Raw genomic sequence first — 24230 nt, 5'->3', positions numbered from 1 at the left:
AACAAGGTCCCATTTAAAGTCGCTTTTGACAATCCGTCATTCAAATGATTAAACTAACGGATAACAGTAGGTTCAAGTAATCGATGAGACGAAGAGGGGGAAACCGAAATGAAGACGATCAAGTGTATGATGGACCACCTGTACTGGGCGGACGGACGAATCTTGGACGCGCTCGAGGAGAGTGAGACGAAGAACAAGGACCTTCTGAAGCTGGTTCGGCACGTCGCGGTCGCGGAACGAGTCTGGCTGTCCCGATTGCAGGGCAAGGGCAGTACGCAATATTCGTTGTGGGAGGAAGCGGAAGACCTGACGGCGATCCGGACGATGTTCGAAGAAAACGCCGAGCAATATCGCGTCTATATCGAAGGGCTCGAAGAATCCGAGTTGGACGAGATGATCGACTATGCGAACCAGAGCGGGGTTCCGTTCCGAACGTCCGTCCGGGACATCATATTGCAGGTCCTCTTACATGGGCAATATCACCGGGGACAGATCAACCGGGCACTTCGGATCGAATCGGCAGAGCCTGTCCAAGTCGATTACATTACGTTCGCGAGGCTCTAACAGGGCTAATAATCATCATTACTTGGAATGGAATTGGCATTGGACCACGGGAAAAAAACGGAAAATGCAGGGCCGCATTTGAGTTTGGAAATTTTCGTCCCTTTCAGATCGGAGTTCCAGCTTCGCCGTAGCACATACCGACCGACTGTTTTTCGGGCATCGTCCAATTCACTTTCAACCCAAGTCCGTATAATTCCAATGCTACCTGATAGAAGATAATTGTAGCAGTAATTAGAATCAGATTCGCTAATCCCTATCTTCCTATACATTTCAAAAGTACTTTGGCTGCACAAATTCAGCCGAAATGGGAGAGATATCAGGGTTCTCTAGCAGTCCATTGGTTGTCAGAAAACGTTAAACTAATAAGTATGATAACGAAACTCCGTCTCCATTTCAGCTTTCAACACGGCATCCAGTGCGTCCAGTCGGCTGCTCCAGCGCCGTCTCATATTACCTATCCATTCTTCCAATTCAACCAAGGCCTCTGTGTTAATCCGATATATACGCTGTTGAGCTTTTTTCTCCACGTGCACCAAATTGACTTCTCGAAGAATTTTAAGATGCTGGGAAATGGATTGAGGGCTGAACTGGAATTGGTTATGAATGTCTGATGCGGGGTACCCGTCGTTATCTGCCAGCATTTCTACAATTTTTTCGCCTTGTGGGATCAGCTAATGCTGAGAATATATCTGCCAGCATATATCGTTCGCTCCAAGTTCCAAAAAAAATAAGGAATAGGAGCAATGCCCGATGAATGTTAATCCCAAGAAGCAAGATATTGTCATTACACGCGAGTACGATTATCCGTTGGAACTAGTTTGGAAGGCTTGGACGGATCCAACACTTGTCATGAAATGGTGGGGGCCGACGAACTATACCTCTCCTCGATGCGAGATTGATTTTCGTGAAGGCGGAAAATACGTGTTCTGCATGCGCACTCCGATTACTCAGGGCGGTATCGAGTCATACTCAGCGGGGGTGTATAAGAAAATCGTGCCGATGGAGCGGCTCGAATTCAATTCATACATATTAGGAATTGAGGAGATATAGATGGGTAAAATTATTGCATCGGTAAGCTGCACGTTGGATGGAGTCTATACAGGGCCATATGGTGACGATAATAACATGGTGAGCTGGGCAATGCCCGGAATTATAGACTCTACCACCGACAATCTGGTTATGTTCCAGAAAGCTGATGCCATTTTAATGGGGCGGGTAAATTATGAAGGGCTTGCGAGCTACTGGCCATACCAGGAGGGAGAGTTCGCCGAAGCCATGAATAAGACTCCCAAATATGTGGCCACGCGAAATCGCGAGCTTACGGAAGTACAATGGGGGGACTTTGGCGACTCGATTTCACTTCTCACCGGTGATTTAAATGAACGTGTAGCTGCACTTAAAAGCGACGTCCAAGGCTGCATCATCGTTCCGGGGAGTGCTGGCCTTGTGCAAAGTCTATTGAATACAGGTCTCCTGGACGAAATCAATATGATTATCCACCCTGTCATCCTCGGGAGCGGTAAGAGATACTTGGATAGCATTGCCGCAAGAAACGACCTGAAGCTCATTGGTACACAACTTTATGAAACGAGCGGTTCTATGAGACTTCGTTATAAGTTCGTAAAATGACCAAGGAACGTAATTTCCTTTCATGGTCATGATCGTCAACATGATACAGGACAAGAACATATATACTTGGCCGAAATTGACAAGAACGGACTAAGGGAAATGAGGGAACTTCTCTAGTCGGTTAAAGGTAAATATGATACGGTGTTCTGTCAAGATCAAGAAGATGTGTATCGACAACTGATTCCAGAAGGGATGATTAGTGGAGTTTAATAATAGTGCGCATTTTCCCCGAATCGAAGATCCGGATTTATATGCAGATACCATATGTCAATTCATCAGTGAAGATAAGGCCTGTGCGTTGTCCTAACACTCTCTCACTAATGAAATTTCAATAATTTATTGAACTAACGGGAAACGTTAGTTTAATTGAGGGCATGGGGAAGAAGGATAAGATGAAACTTAGAGGGACTCTTACGGAGCAAGCATATCGAGAAGAACTAAAAAACTCAAAATACTATTTATTCAATGACTCTTCTATGCGTAGATTTCTAGACATTATTAGAAGGACTTTTCCTGCAATGAAGACAGCTCATATTTTATTTTGGACACCGGAACAGGGTGAGGATATAATAAGCTTTCTTGTGGATACTGACACAGTGATTAAGATTGAATTGGATCGTTCTGATGAAGCGATTGAGCCAATAGTTGACGTGTATCCAATTGAGTTTTATTTGAAGGGACTCAGTAAAATAAATCAAATCAAAATTGCAGTAGCCTTGGATTTAGCAAAGAACGATAATTATACACATTGATATAATCAACATTCATTCAATTAACGGAGAAATATAGTTAAATAAATAACTAAAACGCAGCGGCCAGCTTAGTTCGGCAGCCGCGTTGCGCTAACGGGCAGTTAAGGTAGTTTCGCGTTACGCACATTCTGGTTCTCGGGAGTTGCTGGCGTCAGCTCCGATGACAATTACTACGTCCCGGTTTCGAGAATGGCAGGCCATATCAGCAAAAGAAGCAATAAGGCAGTTATCTAGAATGTTGAGAGTGAATTTCAAACAATAAAGTAATATCGCCAAAAAATTTAGTTCGAAATTTTCTGGAAGAAAAGTCCGACCGACAAAAACTGTAGGACGACAAGAACATGAAAACTTTTAAAGCCGCATAAAATGCGGCATTATTTGTTTTAAGTATATAAGTTCTTGTCGTAACTAAATGACAAGAACTTGGATACTTGCCCGATTATATGAATAAATGTCTGGTGCGATCGGACCTTTATAAGCAACGGGCAGGGTAGTTCCAATATGTGGTATATTTGATTTAATGACATTTTCTAATCGGAGGTGCTTATGAATTTTGCTTTCGACACCTATATCCAATCGCTGGCCGGTCGGGACGTAACCATCATCGGCGCCGGCGTCAGCAATTCACCGCTGATCCGTATGTTGTGCTCGGCCAGGGCGCTCGTCACCGTGCGCGACCGCAATCCGGCCCTGCCCCGGGAGGAGTGGGACAATCTAGGCGTCAGGTTGCATCTGGGGGAGAATTATCTGGATCGCGTTGGGGGTGACGTGGTGTTCCGCACTCCGGGCATGCGTCCAGATCATCCTGCGCTGAACTCGGCCCGCGCTGGCGGTAGCCGTGTGACCAGTGAGATGGAGGAGTTCTTTGCGTTATGTCCATGCCCCATTTTCGGCGTGACCGGTTCGGACGGTAAGACCACCACCACGTCGCTGATAGCAGACATGCTGGCTGACGGAGGGCGTACGGTACATCTGGGTGGCAACATTGGCACGCCACTGCTGACGCGCGCGGGCGAGATGTCGCCGCTAGACGCGTGCGCAGTCGAACTGTCCAGCTTCCAACTGATGGACTTGACGCGCTCTCCCCATGTGGCGGTGATTACTAACCTCTCGCCCAATCACCTCGATTGGCACCGCGATATGGATGAATATACCGCCGCAAAGCGTCGCCTGCTGGATTTTCAGAGTGCTGACGACTTTGCCGTCCTAAACGGCGATAATCCGGCGACCGCCGCACTCCGGGGGCGAGGAAAAACCAAGTATTTTGGCGGGCACACTGTCCACGATGGCATAATCGACGGTCTATTACCCATCAGTGACATTCGATTGCCGGGGTGGTATAACGTGGAAAACGTTATGGCTGCCATGACAGCTGTGAGGGGGACCGTGTCAGATGAGGCAATCCTGGAGACGGTGCGCAACTTCGTCGGCGTGGAGCACCGAAATCAGTGGGTGGCAACTGTGGGCGGCGTGCAATATTACAACAATTCAATCGGCTCCAGCCCTGCCCGTACCGTAGCCACGCTGCATGCGCATGTGGGCAAAGTCCTGCTGATCGCAGGAGGTCGGGATAAGAAAGTACCGTTTGACGAGATGGCTAGGCTGCTGCCTGATCATGTCAAGGTGCTGCTGTTGATAGGAGAAGCGGCCGGTCAAATCGAGGCTGCGGCTCGCAGAGTACCGAGTTGCCCGCCTATTGTCCACTGCGAAGGCCTGGCCGAGGCAGTGGCGCAGGCGCACAAGCTGGCCGCACCGGGCGACACTGTGCTACTGAGTCCTGCATGCACTGCGTTTGACCAATACCGTAACTTTGAAGAGCGTGGGCATCACTTTGTAGAGCTGGTAGGATCGTTGCACCGGTTGAAGGGAAAGGATTAAACTCGACATAGGCGTTTGCCGTGAAACCTGATATTGCTCTGATGTATTTTCATTTCAAAGATGGTTCTTAAGAGGAGCTGTTTGAATTGATTCGTTACACTAACAACAACACACCAGAACCAGCCGATGAAGAAGCCGTAGCTGGAGACCCCTTGATCACCAAAGCAGGAGGTCTTGGCGATACCAAGGAGGCTACCGAGCAGTTTCGGGGAGCAGATGAGAATGACGGAGACGCTGGGATTAGCTCTTATCAGAACAATACAATTCTCGTAATGTATGCAGAAGATGACGTGACGAAGAAGAACACGGCCAACAACGTAACCCTGTCGTTTGAAGCTACGGATTCGCCACGGCGGTCTGCAGAGGAAGCATTACTCGAGGCTTCCTCGGTCATTCCAAGTGACGCTGTCAAGGTCAAGCAATATACGGCTGACGAGGGCCGAGATGTCGTTCAGTATGAGAGCAAACTCCTTGCTGAACGGCTGAAAGGATATTATGATTTCGCTGAAACTCTCGATCCCGAATCCAAGCCTGGTACCTTTATCGTCATCTTGAAGCACGACGATAAAGGAACTTTCTCAGTTGTGGTTGGGGCAGGTAATAATCCATAAGATTAAGTTAACGCGAAACGAGAACTCAACATCAGGAAATCGAGGGTGCCGAGGGGACGATCGGTAGCCTCGTTTTGAAAACAAGAAACTATAACTATACCATAAAAATCCATAAGTCACTGGAGGGGCATGACTTTAAATGCCGAAGGCTATAAATTCCTAATATATGGAGAAAAGATAATAAAGTTGATGGATGAACTGAACGACGCCTTTGTCGAACGACAAGAATATATAGACATTGAAAGCCGCATAAGTTGCGGTCTTTTTGTTTTAAGTATATAAGTTCTTGTCATAACTCAATGACAAGACACTTATATACTTTGCCGAAATTGACAAGAACTTGATTACTTGGACGATTAGATGATTATCTAATGTCAGGTGCGATTGCACCTTATTAAACTAACGGGCAGATTAGTGGAACAAAGAGGAGGAAGACTGATTACGGAGAACATTATAATTTTAGAATTACGCGACCACACCCAAACTTAGTAAAAACTATAATTTACATACATAATAAAAGGGTGTAATTGTAGGGGAGAGTGGCTAATTATGAGGAGATTCTACTTATCTTTACTTATTATGGTTATTTTGTTTTTATCGGCTTGTCAATCATCAGAACAATTAAAGCCGATAAAAGAAGAAACAATTGATTTCGACATAAACACTGCAATTGAAATGGTTGAGAAAAAAAGAAAAAAATGATCATTGATTTAGCGTTGAGAGAAAAGGTGTCAAAACTGGAGTATAAGGAATTAGAGAAATCTTTTACCGAAGAGTTTGGAGTCCATGCTAAGGATATTCTATCCATATTATTTATCAATAATACGGATTCTGATCCCGAGTCAGATATGTATGTACAACAGAACACATTATACCCAACTGTCTTTCATAAAGGAATAACACTAACAAATGCGGTCATTTATAAGAGTTACTTCGAGAATGAGTTTTTTAATCAAACTAGATTAAGCATTAAGGAAGAATATGTTGGTGATGATGAGAAGTTAAAGGATTGGAAAAGAGAATACATTTTTACTCCAAACAAAAATGGAGCGTGGGAATTAAATGGATTTTCTGGAGTGATGAATTTCTTAGGAGAAGATTATAATATGAATTATTTAGAGTTAAAGAGGTAAATAGTTAGATTCAAATAAAAGTTAGCCTGTGATAACGTTTGTTACATTTGAAGGAATGGAACATGGTATCCCCAACTATGGAAGACGTCAAAATAAGTCAAGTCATACCATGGATGATTTTTTGAATACATAGGATTTGTCTTAGTTAAATAAAGAAGAGAAGGCAGCTGGTCAGCGCGATCAGCTGCCTTTTAAAGCTAACGGGTGGTATGCTGCTGCAGAGCTTAGAGTGAAATCAACTGTGTGTCATGTTGTCGAGGGACAAGAACATGGTTCCATAGAAAGTCGCTATTTTAGCGGTTTTTTTGTTTTCTCGGTACAAGTTCTTGTCCCGAGTCGAGGACACAAGAGTTCAACTAACGGGCAAGTTTTGTTTAAAGTTTTGTTTAATAAAGGAGTTTATCCTGTCCCTGCTGAATTATGTAGATGAAAAAAAAACCAACTTACTTGTGCATAAAAAAGTTGCGATACAAAGTCGCTGTTACTCTATACTTCGATTGAGAGGAGGGAAAGAAATGGATTGGCTTACGAGGATGAATCGGGCATTGGATTATATCGAAATGAATATATCCGGAGAAATCGACCTGACGGAGATAGCAAGTCAAGCTTGCTGTTCGTCTTATCAGTTTCAAAGAATGTTCTCCTTCATTACGGATGTTACACTGGCGGAATATATACGACGCAGACGGCTTACTCTTGCAGCGATTGATTTGTTGAATAGCGATATGAAAGTGATTGATATTGCCATTAAGTACGGTTACGATTCACCGGTTTCTTTTGCAAGAGCTTTTCAATCGATGCATGGTGTCAATCCAACTACGGCTCGTCAAGAAAGCGTCGCGTTAAAAGCATATCCACGGCTTTCCTTTCTTATTTCAATCAAAGGGGTTGAGGCGATGAATTATCGGATCGAAACCAAGGAATCTTTCCAGGTATTTGGCATTGAAGGAGTGTTTAAAACGAGCGGAGATGGCGATGGACAGACTACACCGGGAGGATTATGGCAACAATGCCATGCCAATGGCGAGGTAGAGAGACTTACTTCCAATGCGGGTGAATTGCCTGTTTATCTGAGTAAGGATTTGTATAAAGTGCATGCAGTGTGCAGCTATCGAAAAACCGAAAATGATACGTTTCCGTATATGCTGTGTTCATTTAAGAGCGATTCCAGTAAAACGGATGGATATTTGGAAATCACGATCCCTTCACACACGTGGGCTATATTCCCATCAGAACTGTTTACATGGGATCAATTTAATGATTCCATCGAGTCGTTATACCACCGCTTTTATTCAGAATGGCTTCCAACAGCAGGGTACGAGCAGGTCGATGGGATGGAATTCGAAGTCTATGGAGGCAGAAACGGCCTTAATTATGTGGAGTTGTGGTTCGCGGTACGAAAAACCTCCTGAATGATGAAGACAAACAGAGCATTGGAGATCATCAATAGAGGGATAAAAACCGTCTTTGTTTCGGTATGAGGGATCATTGAAGTAACGGAACACAAAAAAATACTTGACGAAACCTCGAAGTTGTCGCTTGTTTCAAAACATGCAACCAGGATAGAACGGCAGGTACTAACAAGGCTTTACTCACAAAAAGCAAGTGTACCTTTTTCTTTGTCATATGGTTCTGAAGTAGATGAGAGGTCTCTTTTTTGTTTACAGGATGTTGATTATCAAACGGAAACATAAATATTTGTCAAAGGACAAGAACATAGCCCCATTCGAAGTCGCTAAATTAGCGGCTTTTTTTTGTTTTAAGGGAACAAGTTCTTGTCCCGAGCTGAGGACAAGAACATGGTCCTATTGCCGAGTTGATGAATGTCTAATCAAGAGCCTTATGCCGAGGCAAGCGATGCGGCATATATAAGCGTATCGATCCGCGGCCTCCAGAGAAGCGTGAGCATTACCTGCTCCACCGTCAATAGTGGAGCCTGGTTTGTACTGAACCAAGCCCGGTACCACAAGGAGCTGTAGCAGCCGCCCAGGTGCAGTGTGTTCGCCATCTGCAGCGAGGGCTGCAAGCGCATGTTAACGACTGGGCTGAAGGTGCCGCAGAGAGGCGGGACCTCACGCTATTGTAACTGCTTCTTGGTCTCGCTTAACTTTTCGGTTCGGCTGCTTCGGATCGTGCCACAGGTGTGAAGCTGCAGGGTTACTGGATTGAGCTTGGGGAGATCTAGGGCGTACTGGCAGATGCCTAAGGAATCCGCGCCTGTAGAGTCGGCCCGGCAGGCGCGGAGCGCGTGGGCGAGAGGATGCTAAAGACGGGCAGAAACATGCTGGTGCCGAACAAAACAAGTGGAGCGATACGTCGCTGTAATTGGTGAATCCGGCAGGCGGGCGCTATTTGATTCCAACATCATTTGGAACATGACTTTACCTGAAGATGTTCAGACACTTTTGTAAATTTTTTGTAATAAGTCTTTACATACTATAGGTGGGTAGGGTATATTATTTGTAAAATTAAGGAGGTGATGCAAAATGTCGGCGATTCAAGGAATTTTCCTAATGATTGTTGAAATCGATCAATGCTGCTCATAAGACGGTGCAAGGAAAAGCCACCATTCAGATAAAGTAAAGAATAACTGAACAACAAAATTAATTCGAATCGACGGAAATTCGAGGGATGAGTTCTATATAAAATTCAAAGAAAACTTAACGATTAGTTCAGAAGATAATAAGCCATATTTTGAAGGGAATGAAAAATGATGAGTTTAGAAGCTTTAAATGAACAAGTAAAAAGGGATCTTTCTTATCTTGCATTTGGGGGAGAGGACTGGGTATGCCGGGCCCACCATCCTGAGGGGCATGTCTACGATGCCGTGATTATTGGAGGGGGCCAGTGTGGCTTAGGTGCGGCCTTTGGTCTTTTGCGTGAAAGAATATCTAATATCCTTGTCATCGACGAAAACGTTGAAGGATATGAAGGGCCTTGGGTAACGTACGCTCGTATGATGACATTGCGTACGGCTAAACATTTGATATCCATTGATCTTGGAGTGCCTTCTCTGACCTTTCGCTCCTGGTGGGAAGCGCAATTTGGACCACAAAGTTGGGAGAACGTCGATAAGATTCCACGGAACGATTGGATGAACTATCTACGTTGGTATCGAAAGGTTCTTCATTTACCTGTTGTTAATGAGGTAAAGGTGAAGCTTATTGAGCCTGCAGGGGAAAATGTTTATCGACTGCATATTGAAGGAGCGGGAGCATCTTCTAATACATTGCTGGCCCGTAAGGTTATCTTAGCCACTGGTATTAAAGGCAGTGGGGAATGGCACGTACCATCCATGATTTCCGAAACATTACCTCGTCACCTCTATGCACACACCTCAGAAGACATTGATTTTAAGGCCCTAAAAGGCAAGAAGGTGGCCATTCTAGGCGGTGGAGCCTCAGCTTTTGATAATGCCAATTTTGCATTATCTGAAGGCGTGGGTTCGGCTCATGTGTTTGTTCGCCGCACGGAGATACCACGCATTAACCCAATTCGAAAAATGGGGGCTGCAGGTATAATTGAACGTTTTCATGTTCTATCTGATGCTGATAAGTATTCCGTTATAGCCCATTACTTAGAACATCAACCTCCTACAAATGACACCTTTGAACGTGCAGCCTCACATTCCGGCTTTACACTCCACTTAGGTGCACCATGGCTTGACGTACAGGTTGAAGCTGAGAAGGCTGTTGTCACTACTCCACAAGGTAATTTCACTTTTGATTTTTTAATCATTTCCACTGGTCTAATGACTGATCATTCTTTACGTCCAGAGCTAAAGCTTTTCGAACGCCATATTGCACGTTGGGACGACTATTATCATGCACCTGCTGAGATCGCCAACCACAAGCTTGATGCGTATCCTTACCTTGGCCCTGGCTTTACTTTCACATGCCGGGACAAAACGGATACAAAGCTTCTATATGGGCTTTTCGCTTTTAACTATTCAGCTTTAGTTAGCTGTGGTATCTCAGCTTCTTCGCTTCCGGGAATGAGATATGGGATACCTAGACTAGTTTCAGCTGTGGCAGACCAGCTGTTCTCTGATAATCGTGAGGAGATTCTGAAAAATTACTATTCTTATAATGAAGCTGAATTTGTTGGAGAATGGACAAAGTCTTAATTTACTATTCATCTATTGAAGGGAGGATAGACAATTGGGGAAAGTCTTTTCAAAATCGACTTGGGCATTACTATTACTAGTCTTTATTTGGGGTGGAAGTTATCCGATCTATAAAGTGGCTGTCCCTTATACGCCCCCGTTATTATTTGCGGGTATGCGTGCATTGATTGGGGGCCTTATACTTGCAGCTCTCATATATAAGATGAGGAACAGGATCAGATGGCGCGAGAATTGGGCGAAATATTGTATTTCAGCATTCTTTAATACGATTCTCTTTTTTGGGTTACAGACCATAGGGCTTATGTATTTGCCAGGAGGATTGTTTTCCGTGCTAGTTTATTTTCAGCCCGTTCTACTTGGATTGTTTGCTTGGATTTGGCTTGGAGAATACATGTCTCCGTTAAAAAATCATGGGTTTGATTATTGGATTTTTTGGAATTGTAATTGTCAGTGTGGACGGATTAACCGTTCATGTATCAATCATTGGTGTAGTCTTAGGGTTGCTTATGGCATTTAGCTGGGCCCTTGGTGTGGTTTATGTGAAGAAGGTGAGCAGCGAAGTAGATGCTTACTGGATGGTTGCACTGCAGTTTATTATTGGTGGAGCTATTCTCTTAGGTACGGGAACAATTTTTGAAAACTGGTCAGCTATTGAATGGAATAGCAAGTATCTTTTGGGACTCGGATACGCCTCCACTTTTGGCATTCCACTGGCATATATCATTTACTACAAACTTATTAATGCGGGAGAGGCAAGCAAAGTCGGGACATTCACGTTTCTTGTACCGATCATTGCAGTATTCAACAGTACAGTGTTTTTAGATGAACCGCTAACTTACCGCCTTGTCGTAGGACTGTTATTAGTAGGTCTAAGTATTTATTTCGTGAATTATCGCGGAAAAAAAGGTGAGTGCTTCATTGATCAATAGATCGCAGACAAAATTTAATACGGAAGATGTGGGATGACAAGAACATAATATGCTTAAAAGCCGCGTAACAGCGGCTTTTTTTGTTTTATTAAGCTAACGGGCAGGATAGTTCCAATATGTGTTAAAATTGAGTTGTCAGGAGCTGTACATGCTTTTGTTTCCTTCTTTATTCAGGAGTTCTTGAAATTGGTTTAAGGGAAGGGGAGAAAATGGGGACGAATTTCACGTCTTTCTTAGGCCATAAGTTAAATAGAGATGAAATTTAAATATTATTATGCTGAGCTGAAGACCGAGGCTCAAGATATTAAAGAAGTTTAAAAGCAAGGAGAAATGCAGCTAATTTTGTAATTATTTATTACATTATGTGGTTAATATAATATCCAAGTAAATGCTTCATAAGGTGGCTATTAAATTGAAGTTCTCGACAAAAAACCAAAGAGTATTTAGAATTATATACTATTCAACATCCAAATGTACTAGTTGAACTTATCAATAAAAAAAAAAGTATGTTGCTAAAGGCCATAAATCTAAAACCTTAAAACATAACTATATAAACATGAGTATATATTTATCAATAAAAAAATAAGAATTTCGTTAAAAAAACCTATTTTTTTGTTTCGTAGCAAATGAATCAGTAGAACAACATATTCTAAAAGGAGATTTTTTGCGGTTTCAACTTCAAGGAGGGGGACATTATCCTTCACTTACGAGTTCCACTTAAGTATTGTGCTGTCTATGAATTTAACTGGTTTGATTATTTTAATAAGTATAGCACTCTTTTAAAAAAATATAATGAGGGAACGAGCAGATATGAATAAGAAAGGGCTGCATTGTTGCTTACCGTATATTAAACATGAGTGGCTTGTAAATTCAGAAAAATATAGTAATTCTCATTGCTCTAGTTCATTAAGCTAACGGGCAGAATACTTCCAATATGAGTTAATATAGAATGATGTTTCTTTGTTCAAACTCAGAGGGGCAGGCCTTGGTCTCGTTGGAAACTGAAAATTGGAGGGCGTTATTGAAATGGCTAAACTGATCTACGCTGCTAACGTATCTTTGGACGGTTACATTGAGGACGAGCTCGGCAATATCGAGTGGACGATCTCCGATGGTGTTTGCGTTCTGGACTGACTTCGAGCGACCGATTGGCACCTACGTACAGTAACCAGTTTTGTATTTGATTATTGAAGCAATCTACCCCACTATCATTATTTTAACGGGAAACGTTAGTTTAATTGAGGGCATGGGGAAGAAGGATAAGATGAAACTTAGAGGGACTCTTACGGAGCAAGCATATCGAGAAGAGCTTAAAAAGCTCAAAATACTATTTATTCAATGACTCTTCTATGCGTAGATTTCTAGACATTATTAGAAGAACTTTTCCTACAATGTAGACAGCTCATATTTTATTTTGGATACCAGAACAGGGTGAGGGTATAATAAGCTTTCTTGTGGATACTGACACAGTTATTTAGATTGAATTGGATCGTTCTGATGAAGCGATTGAGCCAATAGTTGACGTGTATCCGTATCCTTAGCAAAGAACGATAAATATACAACGGGAAATTTTCTGGCATGAATAATTCTTATTTTGATCGCATTAGGCTCCTCAACGATTATTATGCGGGTATTGCTGAAGAAGATATCCGTACAAGATTGAAAGGAGATTCGAATTGAAAATTGTTAAAGAAGCAGCAGTTTGTGCTGTAGTAATCTTTGTCTTTAATTTAATTCTAGAACTACTGTTTAATCTGAGTGAGTTTTTTGAGAGTTTTGAAAAGGGATTTATATTGGGAGTAGGATATTACTTGTTACTTCTTTTATCCTCATTTCTAATAGTATTGATAATAATGGTTATAGCCAGGATTATCCCTAAACTAAAGAGTAATAACAAACGATGAGTTATAAGTATGCTGCATGATAAGATTTTTAAAAGAAAAAAGATATGTGGAAATGCGCATTAAACAATACGAAGGTGTCGTAGGACAAAAACATGTTCCGATTACCTAATTAATGATGATCTAAAACAGTTCCGCACTTATAGCCCAAACAACTAAGTATACCGAAAAAGGGCAAATACAGGGAGGATAACCACTTCCAATTGGAATCAGCTGCACATGGCCGGGTGCCAATTGTGTTCCAGGAAACGACCGGGGCGAGGGAAACGCGCGAACATGGGGCGGCCAGGTAGTGGAGTGCTGTCGCCGGACAACGACTTGGTTCCTTTGCCGTAAAGGAAAGAACATATTACTATTGCCGATTAGATAAATAGCTAGTTTAATTTGACATCTGTTTCTTTAAGCTAACGGGCAGGCTATCGGAATGGGACCGCAGTTGAAATAAAGGACAAAAAAATTGCTCGATTAGTGGATACTCTGCACCCGTGGTATCCTGCAGGAGAACATAATTGCGTCATCTGACCTGGTTATTGTCCGAGTCACTCGGCGTTTCCAAATTTGCTTCGCGGTTTACCTGAGATGAATTGTTCGCACTGAATATGATCGCGTCCAAGCGAGCAGCCTCATCAGATCTATGGACACGCTGTCCCCGAACCTGCTTCGGCTTGAAGATGAGAAGAGGGTATCGTTTACATGATCACCTGTAACGAATAAAGAAAGATGCTATGCCGAATACGAAAAAAAGAAGTCGACCATTTCGTTGGTCGACTTCTAATTTTTCTATTGCGCGGTCAAAATTTGTGGACCTTCAGCCGTGATGGCGATCGTATGCTCGTATTGGGCGGCGAGCTTGTTATCCATCGTCCGTGCGGTCCAGCCGTCCGGATCGATTGTCATGAAGTAGGTACCTTCGGTGATCATGGGCTCAATCGTGAACACCATACCTTCCTTGATACGGAGGCCTTTTCCAGGCTTGCCGACATGCATATAAGTCGGCTCCTCGTGCAGGTCGCGGCCGATGCCATGGGCGAGAAGGTCGCGCACGACGCCGAAACCGTGTGATTCCGCATGCCGCTGAATCGCGCTCGTCACGTCGCCGAGTCGATTGCCGGGCTGCGCCTGATCGATGCCCAGGTCAAGACATTCCTTCGTGACACGCATCAACTTCTTGGCCGTCGGCGAGATCTGCCCGACCGCATAACTCCAGGCCGAATCGCCGAGCCAGCCATCGAGCTCAGCGACCGTATCGATCGTTACGATATCGCCTTCCTCAAGTGGCTTATTGCTAGGGAAGCCATGTGCGATCACATCGTTGGCGGAGGCACAGGTCGCATATGGATAGCCCTTATATCCTTTCTGGTATGGCTTTGCGCCGTGCTTCAACATAATGTCCTCGAATATGCGCTCAATCTCGTTGGTGGTAATACCCGGTTTGATAAGCGGGGCGATTGTACGATGGCATTCAGCCACCACTTGGCATGCCTTGCGGATAGACTCAATTTCATGCTTGCTTTTTATAATGACCATGTTCGTATCAGGACTCCTTCGTAATAGCTTGCATAGCGAGTCGGGCGATTCGATCGACGTCCAGGTCGGAATTGCCCGCATAGTAGTGCAGCCCACAGCAACCGACCAGCACGGCAAGCATATGGTCGACGCTGTCGTCTTCGCACTGGGCGATCGATTGGAGTGGAACGTACAGCTGTTCCATAAATTTTCTTTTGGCGAGGTGTCGATCCCTTTCAGGTAAGCCTGCATAATGTTCCGCCGCCATTTTGTAGACGAGATATGCGCGGGCGTCCGACTGCCACAGCCGGAGCAGTGCTTTAAAATACGTCAACAACTGCCAGTCTTCCGGGGGGCTGCCGCTGATGTTGGCCCATTTTGCGATAACTTGCTCGCATCGCTCGAAGCCGCTTCCTAACACATCTTCTATTAATAAATGCCGGTTGGGGTAATAATGGTATACTGTGCCGTAACCAAGCCCTGCCTCGCGGGCGACGTCGCGAATATCAAAGCTGCCGCCCGTGCGAAAGTAGGAGCGCGCGGCAGCGTCCAGGATCTGTTCTCTGCGCTGTATGCGTATAAGCTCATTTTGTTCTTTGGTACGGGGGCACATAGCGTCTTAACCTCCTTATATAGACCTGCAAATTTGTCAATATAAAAAAAAGTAACACATGGGATGGAGAAATGCAAAAGATTTGTTGGTGTTCGATAAAATGAAGTACTGAACAATAAAGAACTAGGACCGTAATAATTAAAGTTGTACACTGGGCGCTGTCGTTAACCTAACGGGACACGATAGCTCAATAAAGACAAGAAGCCAGCCGATCACTCTGACCGGCTGGCTTTATTGAACTAACGGGCAGGATAGTTTGAGATCATTTGCGGAGAACTACAACCTAAATAAGGGCAAGTTTTTTGCGGAATTCCTTGCAGCGCATGGGGTTTGAATATATGTGTAGGCTTCACGCTAAGGAAATGCAAAAAAAGAACATGAAGATCTCGTTTTTGTGTTGAACATCCTTATCGGGGGACAAGAACTTGTACTTGAGAAGACTTTATAAACTTCTTCTTTGGGATATTCCGGGATGGCACAGTCATTGTCTCGTCATTGTCTCGTCATTGACCTAACGAGACACGATAGATCAATAAAAGACAGAGAAACGACAGCCATTCATTAGCTGCCGTTTTCTAAACTAACGGGCAGGATAATTCAATCGTTTCTCGAATATTTTCTGAGTTGGATAATTTTATGAACTTTATGAACTTAACTTTATCTCAAAGATACGCAAATCTTATATGTGAGGGTGATTCGTTTGAAGCAAGGAATCATTGTGTTGATGAACGGAACTTCAAGTTCAGGAAAGACTAGTATTTCTACGGAACTGATGAATCAGAAAGAGATTCTTTTTCATCATTTATCAATAGATGATTTTATCAAGGATTTTTTTTAATAATAAATTTTCAGATATTGAACCTACAAGAGAAGTAGATGAGCAAGTTATCGCACAAATAATGTTTGATCCATTAAACTCAATGTACTATTCGACAATTAAATTGTTTTCAGAAATGGGTTTGAATGTAATTGTAGATACTGTAATCGAAAATGACAAGTGGTTTAATGAGTGCCTTGATGTATTTTTTTGATCAGCCTACATTATTTATAGGTGTAATATGCTCGAAAGAAGAACTCATAAGAAGAGAGCACACAAGAGGAGATAGAAAGATTGGACTAGCAGCTTCACAGTTCAGCAAAGTATATTGCATTGATGAATATGACCTTGAAGTAAATACTGAAGAGTTGAATCCAAAAGAATGCGCCGAAAAGATATTAAGTTTTATTAAGTCCAATAAAGATTTCTCGGTATTTAAGAAATTAAATAAAAGAAATGTTACATAACCAAACTTGAATTTCATCGATTGCCAGGCATTACAATCATTAATGGTCGCAACGACCACAGTTTCTATAGTGTGACATGTGCGAGTGGAGATATTATGCAGGTGTGGCAGCGACTTTTCATACGGTAGATGGTGGACACTTTTTTATTGGATATTATCAAGCAAACATTGACAATATCGGATAAAATTATAGAAAGGCAATAATAGATCGTTTTATTGTGAACTAATCTTCATTTATCTTAATTGGAAAAGAGGTTTTGAATCAATGAATAGCAAAATTATTTGGGGGATAGTATTATTAGCGCTGAGTTTGTTTCTTAAGCCATTATTGGCGATTGTGGGGCTGAATGAAAGGTTGTTCGGATTGTACTGGCAAGGTGAAACTGTGTTTTCATTGAGTCCATTCTTAGTTCGGATTATTCTAGCAGTAATTGGGATTATCATGCTTATCATCGGCGGTATGCAAGTTGCAAAGCAGAAGAATAACTAGTTGAAAGGATAGAGAGCACAACAATTGATCTTGCTACAATATTGAACATTTATAACCAAGGTATCGAAGACGCAAAAAATTATTATAATCCCCAAACGGGGATTTTTAATGTTCGTTGAACAAAAGGAGCCAGTGAGGCTTCTTTTGTTTGCAATTATCACGATTTACGAAATGTGACACATCTCGAAAGATGTTGAGGGACAAGAAATTGAGCTGATTACCGATTAGATAAGTATCTAACTATGTTTCCAAACAATCTCATTAAGCTAACGGGCAGGATAGTATGTTGAAGATTGGGAGATTTATTTAATCATTATTTAACTCATTCTTGGAGGTATCTCATGGAGCACCATGTACCTAATTTTCAGTATTTGATCCAAAATTCTTGACTCTGACGTTAGGTCATAGTGCATAATTCTCACTATAAACGACTAGGAGTGAGAGATATGAACATAATAACATTGCGTTCAGACCACATTTATCAAAAAGTTGCCCAAACTTCGCCCGAGGAAAAACTTGAATTATTCAGAAACGAAATGATGGCTCCTTTTATGAAACAATGGCAAATCCAACAGATCCCTTTTAGAGCTGAAGAGGCTAACGGTTTTGACGTGATTACGATGAATAATATGATGCATCGATCCCCTGATCAGATTACCCAGCAGCTCTTACCTGAGATAGAGTTGATTTCGTCAGATTCTTTTTGGTCAGCGTGTGAGCACGCGGTAAGGAAAAGCCTCGGTCTATTTATAAAACATGAAATAAGTCTCCCCGTATCTGAATATTTGTTTACCATTCAACTAGGGAATCCGGAAAGCCGTGCCTTAACAATAAACGAAGGATATAGCGGCTTTGGGGGCATTCCCGGGTTTATCTGGGGTACACTCTTGCCAAATGAGTACACGATTCCTCGAATGAAGGCTGCGCTGGCGCACGAATGCAACCATAATGTGCGATATCAATTTATTCAGTGGGATCACACCGTTAATTTGGGCGAGCTCATTGTAAGTGAAGGATTAGCTGAAAACTATGCTACGTTCATGTTTGGCGAAGAATTGCTCGGCCCTTGGGTAACGAAAACAAACGCAGACACACTTAACAGGCGCATAAAGCCTGTCCTTAGAGAGCAATTGCAATTAACAGGGTTTGATAAATTTGCTCCGTATCTTTACGGTGACGAGATCGCCAAACTTCAAAACTTTGAACCGGTCAATATGCCTTATAGTGCTGGCTACGCTTGCGGATATTATTTAATCCAATATTATTTAAGAAAAACAGGAAGAACGATCTTTGAGGCCACAATAACACCTGCTGCACAAATACTAGACGAAGTAAAAGGATTTTGGGATGAAGAAACCATTATTAGCAGTTAAAGATATTGTTCAGATTACAGGCATTACAAGCCGGACCTTGCATTATTACGATAGGATTGATTTATTTAAACCGACACATCTGACGGAAAAAGGGTATCGCTTATATGATCGAAGCAGTTTGGAAAAACTTCAAACTATTTTGTTCTTAAAGGAAATGGATTTTTCCTTGAAAGAAATTGCGGACATTTTTAAAGCTGACCAGGCAAGAACAGAAACAAATATTAAAGAAGCAAAGTCAAACCTTATCATCGAAAAAAACAAAGAATAGAAACCATCATGGTAGCTCTCGAAGAATACGTTTCGGGGAATGATATTAGTCATTTGCAAATCTTCAACAGTTCTTCCGCTTTGCCATTAAAAGAACAATACGCAAATGAGGCGAGATTCATTTATGGTGAAACAGAAGCGTATAATGTGTTTAATGAAACGTTGGATAAACTATCACAAGATGAAATAGATGAACGTTTTCAATCGATGGAGGAAGTATTCAAGCAAATTGCGTCTTGTGTCGATCAGCATCCTTCCTCCGATGAAGTTCAGCGATTAATCGAGGAGTGGAAAAAAAATCTAATGCAATTCATGCCATGTGATACAGAGTTACTGGCTTGCATTGCCGATACTTACAAATTCGATGCACGATTCAATAACTACTTTAATCAATATAGCAATGAGGATTTAGCAGATTTTCTACACCGTGCTATTATGCATTATATATCTCAATCGTGAACAGGAAAATTCGGCTGAAAATAGGAAGGGCATTGTAAAAACTCAAACAGTACCAAGACATTACGGCAGCGGGCCACCCGATCGGTTGCCGTTTTACATTAAAGTAACGGGTATTAATAATGAATTATTCGTTAACTTCTAGCGTTCATAATTATGAGATGATTACACTTTCTTTGAAGATAGGAAGGTGCTGTCGGGTGACAACAACATATTCCCATTGAAAGTCGCTATTGAAGCGGCTTTTTTTTGTTTTTATCGGTACAAGTTCTTGTCCCGAGCCAAGGACAAGAACTTGTACCGATTGCCGTAAAGGACAAGAGCGTGATCCTATTGCCGATTTGATGAGTGTCTAATGTTTATGATTATCGGAAGACTTTTATGTGTTTGAAACAAGTAGAAGAGGGCAAAATTGTGTCATTAACGAGGGAAACTGTCGGGGGACAAGAACATAGACCCATCAGGAGTCGCCTAAATGGCGGTTTTTTTTGTTCACTTAGCCGTAAAGCACAAGAACTTGGTCCGATTACCGATTTGACAATATGTTCAATAACAATTTGATAGATATTTCATTAAGATTACAGGCAGATCAAGTTAGCAACAAAAAAATAACGGCACAATTATATGCCGATTAATCAGATGTCATATGCCAAAAAGGATCGCAAAAAATAACCATAGATATTCCCGCTTCCGTTGCTAGTAACCGTAACCGTATAGGGAATGACGGTTATAAAGCAAGCAACTGAACGTCGGAGGTTTTCAAAATAGATATGTCAGGATTCGAAAAGGTAATCAATAACGTGTACAAAAGACCGTTAACTCCGGCCCCAGAAGCTTGTTAATCAGGCCGACAATGACTGCAAAGAAAACTCGATGCAGTAGTCATAAAACTGGATGAGGCAGTTGTGATCCTTCAAATAAGGATTGCAGCTGCTTTGTTTTTTGTATATACATAAGCATCTTAAGGTTTACTTAAGAATCTAGTAAGAAATAAGAGACTTTTAGGAACTAGAATATATTTATCTCAACAAAACAACTTATAAAGTATTTCAGGAGGATTTTATGAAAAAGAAAATGGGTATCGCAATTGCTGCTTCTATTATCACTCTAACTAGTTTTACAGGAGGGACTCATGCAACTTCGAAAGCAGAAGTTTCTGTTACAGCTCCCTACAACACAAATCAAATGGCTCAACAGATAAAATGGTTAGAAAAGCATGCCATGCCATTAAAGTCAACGGATCCAACAGCATCTCTTCAGGATTTAAGACCGCTTAAGGATATGATCGGATCAGCTACAATTGTTGGATTAGGCGAAGCGACGCATGGAGCTCACGAAGTTTTTACCATGAAGCATCGCATTGTTAATTATTTGACAGCTGAAATGGGCTTTAAGGCCTTAGTGTTAGAAGAGGGATGGGACAGAGCATTGGGACTCGATCGCTATGTTCTTACGGGTAAAGGGGACCCAAGCCAATATCTAAGTCCTGTATTTAACACGAAAGAAATCATAGATCTGCTTCAATGGATACGCCAATATAATGCTGATCCAAAGCATAAATCCAAAATACGGATCATCGGGATGGATATACAAACCGTAAACGAGAGTGTTTATAACAATATCCTAGCGTATGTAAAGAAATACGATCCGAAACTTGTCACTCGTTTCGAACAAAAGATGAAAGGCCTTATTCCTGTAACCAAGGATTTAGATACCTTTGGCGGTCTTAAGAAAGAAACGAAAGCACGGTATGTTTCAGATGCGAAACAAATCAGCGCTTTATTAGATCAAAATAAAAATAAACTGAATGGAAAATCCCCAGAGTTCGCATGGATCAAACAAAATGCACGTATTATCGAGCAATTTACGACAATGACAGCCGCATATCCTGATAACCTGGAAGACTTTTATTTGAAACACGATATTGCCATGTATGAGAATGCGAAATGGACAGAAGAACATATAGGAAAAACAATCGTGTGGGGCCATAATGGGCACGTTTCGAAAACAAACATGATCCCTTTCGTATACCCTAAAGTAGCTGGGCAGCATTTAGCAGAACATTATGGAAAACGGTATGTATCCATTGGAACATCTGTCTATGAGGGACGTTACAATGTTTACAACAGTAACCAAGAATTCGGTCCCTATGGAACATTAAAATTAGATGACCCGAATAGTTACAACTATACCTTTGGACAAGTAAAATACGACCAGTTTTTTTGTTGATTTACGTAAGGCAAGCGGAGTGACTAAAACTTGGCTAAACGAGCAACATCCCATTTTTGCCGGAGTAACAACGGTAGGTCCAGGTTTCCCAACAACTGTTGATGTATCATTAGGTAAAACATTTGACATCATCGTTCAAATTCAGAAAGTGAAGCCATCTCAACTGAATCAATAAAATCTTAATTAAAGTACAAATGGATGAGTTTCGAAGAAGCAAAAGAAATAGTGACATTTCTAGTCAACGACGAAGTCCTTGGGCTTATTGATTTGTAGASAACATGTATGCTTAAAAGTCGCTTAGTTTCAGCTTCTTTTGTTTTATCGGTACAAGTTCTTGTCCCGAGTTAAAGACAAGAATTGTACCGATTGCCGTAAAGGACAAGAACATGAGCCGATTACCGATTAGTCGCTCTTTTATTGAACTAACGGGACACGATAGCACCATGACGAAAGGCAGCTGAGATCATCGGCTGTCTTTTCAGCTAACGGGCAGGATAGCTCAATAATTTCGCGAATATCTACATTATCAAGTTAATTCTCGAAGTTCGTGGGTAAGACGTTAGAGAAATTAATGCGAGATAATAACATAAAAATTACAGGAGGATCTCATGTCTGCGATTTAGCTGGGAGTTTTTTTTCAGAAAAGATAGCTGGACAGATTCTGAACAGTTGCTCTTATGAGCAACAACAGAGAATGCTTCCGGAGGTCATTCAGATTCCAACACGAATGAACCAGGTAAAATTAGGAACAACAAAAGGATATGGGGTGATAAATTCTAGTGGTGATGGTACTTATAATTCCTGGAGAGAACATATTATTGCTACCTATGCTGAAGAACAAGCGGATAGCTTCTGGGAAGGCTGGCACAGCTTATTCAAAACATCCTGTCTAGAGAAAGATGTGTTTGATGAATTCTACAACAGATTGTTAGCTTATTCTACCTACAATGAACCATATTGTTATTTTATTCACGGTGATTTCCACCAGTACAACATTTTTAACTGATGGGCAACGAATAACTGGAGTCATTGATAGCAATGGAAAATATGGAGATTTTCTTATCGACATTGCAACTTTAGACTGGCACATAAAAAACATACTTGAATCTCGATCTGGTCCAAATTTACCGAAATTATCAGCAAGAAATGGGTATTACCATACCGAATTTTAAAGAGAGATTAATTGGGGCTAAATATTATAATGGATAGATAGGATTACGCTTTTACTCGAAGATGGGATGGAATGATTCTTATTACGAACTCCGTGATGAGCTATTGAGTCTAATATGATTCTGAAATAGTAAGTCATGGTTAAGCTAACGGGCAGTTTAGATTAATAATGTTGTAAGTTCCAGAATTCTTTTAACAGGGATACATAAGTTCGATAAAAAAATAAATATTTAGTTACATTTCGAGCAAAGGGGAAGAAAGCTTTAAAAAAATCCATAAAAAAATTATACAGTTTTTAATAAACAAGAAAAAAAAAGATAAAGAGGTCATTCTTAAATGTTTGGAAATGTTTGATGATGTTCTAACAAGAGATAATGAAATTGCACATGTAACAAGCTCCGCTTTTGTTGTAAACAAAAATAGAAATAAAGCTTTAATGGTACATCATAATATATTCAATTCTTGGTCTTGGGCAGGAGGACATGCAGACGGAGACTTACACTTATCAGTTGCCTATTTGTTAGAGGGTGATGAAAATGAAACACTTGTTGTTAAGCCTGATGAGAACAGCAGTGTTCAATGGATTCCGTTTAGGGAAATAAATATGTATTCTAATGAATCTCATATGAAAGTAATATATAACAAAATAATATCCAAGATCGAAAATTTATCAATATAACTTGAATTAAAAACAGCTCATATTTGTCCTTCCGTATTGTCTGAAGAAATTGGTAATGTCCGAAATGTTACCCCTAAGTGTTAGAAGCTTATTTAGGTTTATGATGGATGGCGGCAACCATCGAATCGACGGCTCTACCTATCCGTTTAATATTTTCGGCAGAGGCTGGGAGGCGTTTACGCCTACGCTGGAAGAGATCAAGCTTAAAAGGCGATACGGTCATTGGCTATGATGCCTGGATTGGAAGCCGGGCAACCATCATGCAAGGCGTCCATGTCGGAGAAGGAGCGATAATCGCCGCTGAAGCCGTCGTCGTTAAAGACGTGGAGCCTTATACCATCGTTGGCGGTAATCCTGCCAAGGCTATTCGAAAGCGTTTCGCGCCGGAGGTCATCGATGAACTGCTGGACATCCAATGGTGGAATTACGTTGTCGAAGTCATCAATCAATATATCGGTGCAATCGTGAGCGGAAACATCGAAACGATGAAAAAAATGAAGCAGCATAGATAAGCATCGGTGTTTGGCAGATGACTAATAATGGTCTGCAAGGGGATAGTTACTTATTCAAAAGCGTCAGGCGTGAAAAAACACAGTTGTCTTCCCCGGGGCATACAGAGTACAATGCAGCTAATGCCAGTT

The 24230-nt window shown here is 41.7% G+C and carries 17 protein-coding genes and 5 pseudogenes; 19 read left to right on the top strand and 3 right to left on the bottom strand.

Annotated elements, in window-relative coordinates:
* Positions 1-108 precede the first annotated feature (108 nt).
* On the top strand, positions 109-564 hold the full coding sequence (locus XI25_RS24665) for a DinB family protein (protein WP_046680689.1): 456 nt from the start codon (positions 109-111) through the stop codon (positions 562-564).
* Between the two features lie 359 nt (positions 565-923).
* On the opposite strand, the gene XI25_RS24660 is transcribed toward XI25_RS24665, so the two are convergent.
* Positions 924-1205, bottom strand: a complete 282-nt coding sequence (locus XI25_RS24660; RefSeq protein WP_046680688.1) for an ArsR/SmtB family transcription factor — start codon at positions 1203-1205, stop codon at positions 924-926.
* A gap of 109 nt (positions 1206-1314) precedes the next feature.
* Between XI25_RS24660 and XI25_RS24655 the strand changes: the two genes are divergently transcribed.
* From XI25_RS24655 to XI25_RS24615, 10 genes and pseudogenes are all read left to right on the top strand, one after another.
* Positions 1315-1614 (top strand): SRPBCC family protein, encoded by a 300-nt coding sequence (locus XI25_RS24655; protein WP_052759761.1) that lies wholly within the window; start codon positions 1315-1317, stop codon positions 1612-1614.
* Positions 1615-2193, top strand: coding sequence for a dihydrofolate reductase family protein (locus XI25_RS24650; RefSeq protein ID WP_052759760.1), 579 nt, complete (start codon positions 1615-1617; stop codon positions 2191-2193).
* A 392-nt stretch (positions 2194-2585) separates the two neighbouring features.
* Positions 2586-2945 carry a hypothetical protein gene (locus XI25_RS24645; RefSeq protein WP_046680687.1) on the top strand — a complete coding sequence of 120 codons (360 nt, stop codon included), beginning with the start codon at positions 2586-2588 and terminating at the stop codon, positions 2943-2945.
* Positions 2946-3491: 546 nt separating this feature from the next.
* Positions 3492-4823 (top strand): UDP-N-acetylmuramoyl-L-alanine--D-glutamate ligase, encoded by a 1332-nt coding sequence (gene murD / locus XI25_RS24640; protein WP_046680686.1) that lies wholly within the window; start codon positions 3492-3494, stop codon positions 4821-4823.
* Between the two features lie 86 nt (positions 4824-4909).
* The gene (locus XI25_RS24635; RefSeq protein ID WP_046680685.1) at positions 4910-5434 is read left to right on the top strand and encodes a hypothetical protein; all 525 of its coding nucleotides are present in this window, start codon (positions 4910-4912) and stop codon (positions 5432-5434) included.
* A 698-nt stretch (positions 5435-6132) separates the two neighbouring features.
* The gene (locus XI25_RS24630) at positions 6133-6567 is read left to right on the top strand and encodes a hypothetical protein (RefSeq protein ID WP_235440307.1); all 435 of its coding nucleotides are present in this window, start codon (positions 6133-6135) and stop codon (positions 6565-6567) included.
* Between the two features lie 515 nt (positions 6568-7082).
* On the top strand, positions 7083-7979 hold the full coding sequence (locus XI25_RS24625; RefSeq protein ID WP_046680684.1) for an AraC family transcriptional regulator: 897 nt from the start codon (positions 7083-7085) through the stop codon (positions 7977-7979).
* 411 nt (positions 7980-8390) lie between these two features.
* Entirely contained in the window at positions 8391-8546 is a 156-nt protein-coding gene (locus XI25_RS33515; protein WP_160308958.1) for a hypothetical protein, read from the top strand.
* Positions 8547-9280: 734 nt separating this feature from the next.
* Positions 9281-10693 (top strand): NAD(P)-binding domain-containing protein, encoded by a 1413-nt coding sequence (locus tag XI25_RS24620; protein ID WP_046680762.1) that lies wholly within the window; start codon positions 9281-9283, stop codon positions 10691-10693.
* Positions 10694-10727: 34 nt separating this feature from the next.
* Positions 10728-11622: pseudogene (locus XI25_RS24615) on the top strand (DMT family transporter).
* Between the two features lie 2681 nt (positions 11623-14303).
* Here the strand turns inward: XI25_RS24615 and map are convergent.
* Positions 14304-15050, bottom strand: a complete 747-nt coding sequence (map, locus tag XI25_RS24605; protein WP_046680682.1) for a type I methionyl aminopeptidase — start codon at positions 15048-15050, stop codon at positions 14304-14306.
* 7 nt (positions 15051-15057) lie between these two features.
* Positions 15058-15642, bottom strand: a complete 585-nt coding sequence (locus XI25_RS24600; protein WP_046680681.1) for a TetR/AcrR family transcriptional regulator — start codon at positions 15640-15642, stop codon at positions 15058-15060.
* A 700-nt stretch (positions 15643-16342) separates the two neighbouring features.
* Between XI25_RS24600 and XI25_RS24595 the strand changes: the two are divergent.
* The 8 genes and pseudogenes from XI25_RS24595 to XI25_RS32510 form a co-directional block, all read left to right on the top strand.
* Positions 16343-16926: pseudogene (locus XI25_RS24595) on the top strand (chloramphenicol phosphotransferase CPT family protein).
* Positions 16927-17190: 264 nt separating this feature from the next.
* Positions 17191-17415 carry a hypothetical protein gene (locus XI25_RS24590; protein WP_046680680.1) on the top strand — a complete coding sequence of 75 codons (225 nt, stop codon included), beginning with the start codon at positions 17191-17193 and terminating at the stop codon, positions 17413-17415.
* Between the two features lie 446 nt (positions 17416-17861).
* Positions 17862-18788: a DUF2268 domain-containing protein gene (locus XI25_RS24585; RefSeq protein WP_046680679.1), complete on the top strand. Its 927-nt coding sequence runs from the start codon at positions 17862-17864 to the stop codon at positions 18786-18788.
* A pseudogene (locus tag XI25_RS24580) lies at positions 18763-19514 on the top strand (MerR family transcriptional regulator). Before XI25_RS24585 ends, XI25_RS24580 begins: the two are co-directional and overlap by 26 nt.
* 1059 nt (positions 19515-20573) lie before the next feature.
* Positions 20574-21915: pseudogene (locus tag XI25_RS24575) on the top strand (erythromycin esterase family protein).
* Positions 21916-22287: 372 nt separating this feature from the next.
* Positions 22288-22746 carry a hypothetical protein gene (locus XI25_RS24570; RefSeq protein ID WP_152669218.1) on the top strand — a complete coding sequence of 153 codons (459 nt, stop codon included), beginning with the start codon at positions 22288-22290 and terminating at the stop codon, positions 22744-22746.
* Positions 22747-23256: 510 nt separating this feature from the next.
* Positions 23257-23589, top strand: coding sequence for a hypothetical protein (locus tag XI25_RS24565; RefSeq protein WP_235440347.1), 333 nt, complete (start codon positions 23257-23259; stop codon positions 23587-23589).
* A 97-nt stretch (positions 23590-23686) separates the two neighbouring features.
* Positions 23687-24101, top strand: a pseudogene (locus XI25_RS32510) (CatB-related O-acetyltransferase); the annotation flags it as partial.
* Positions 24102-24230 lie beyond the last annotated feature (129 nt).

It is taken from the genome of Paenibacillus sp. DMB20, from assembly GCF_000987955.1.
Taxonomy (GTDB): domain Bacteria; phylum Bacillota; class Bacilli; order Paenibacillales; family Paenibacillaceae; genus Paenibacillus_AQ.
The sequence above is the reverse complement of the archived record's forward strand: the minus strand, read 5'-3'. Positions and strand labels throughout refer to the sequence as shown.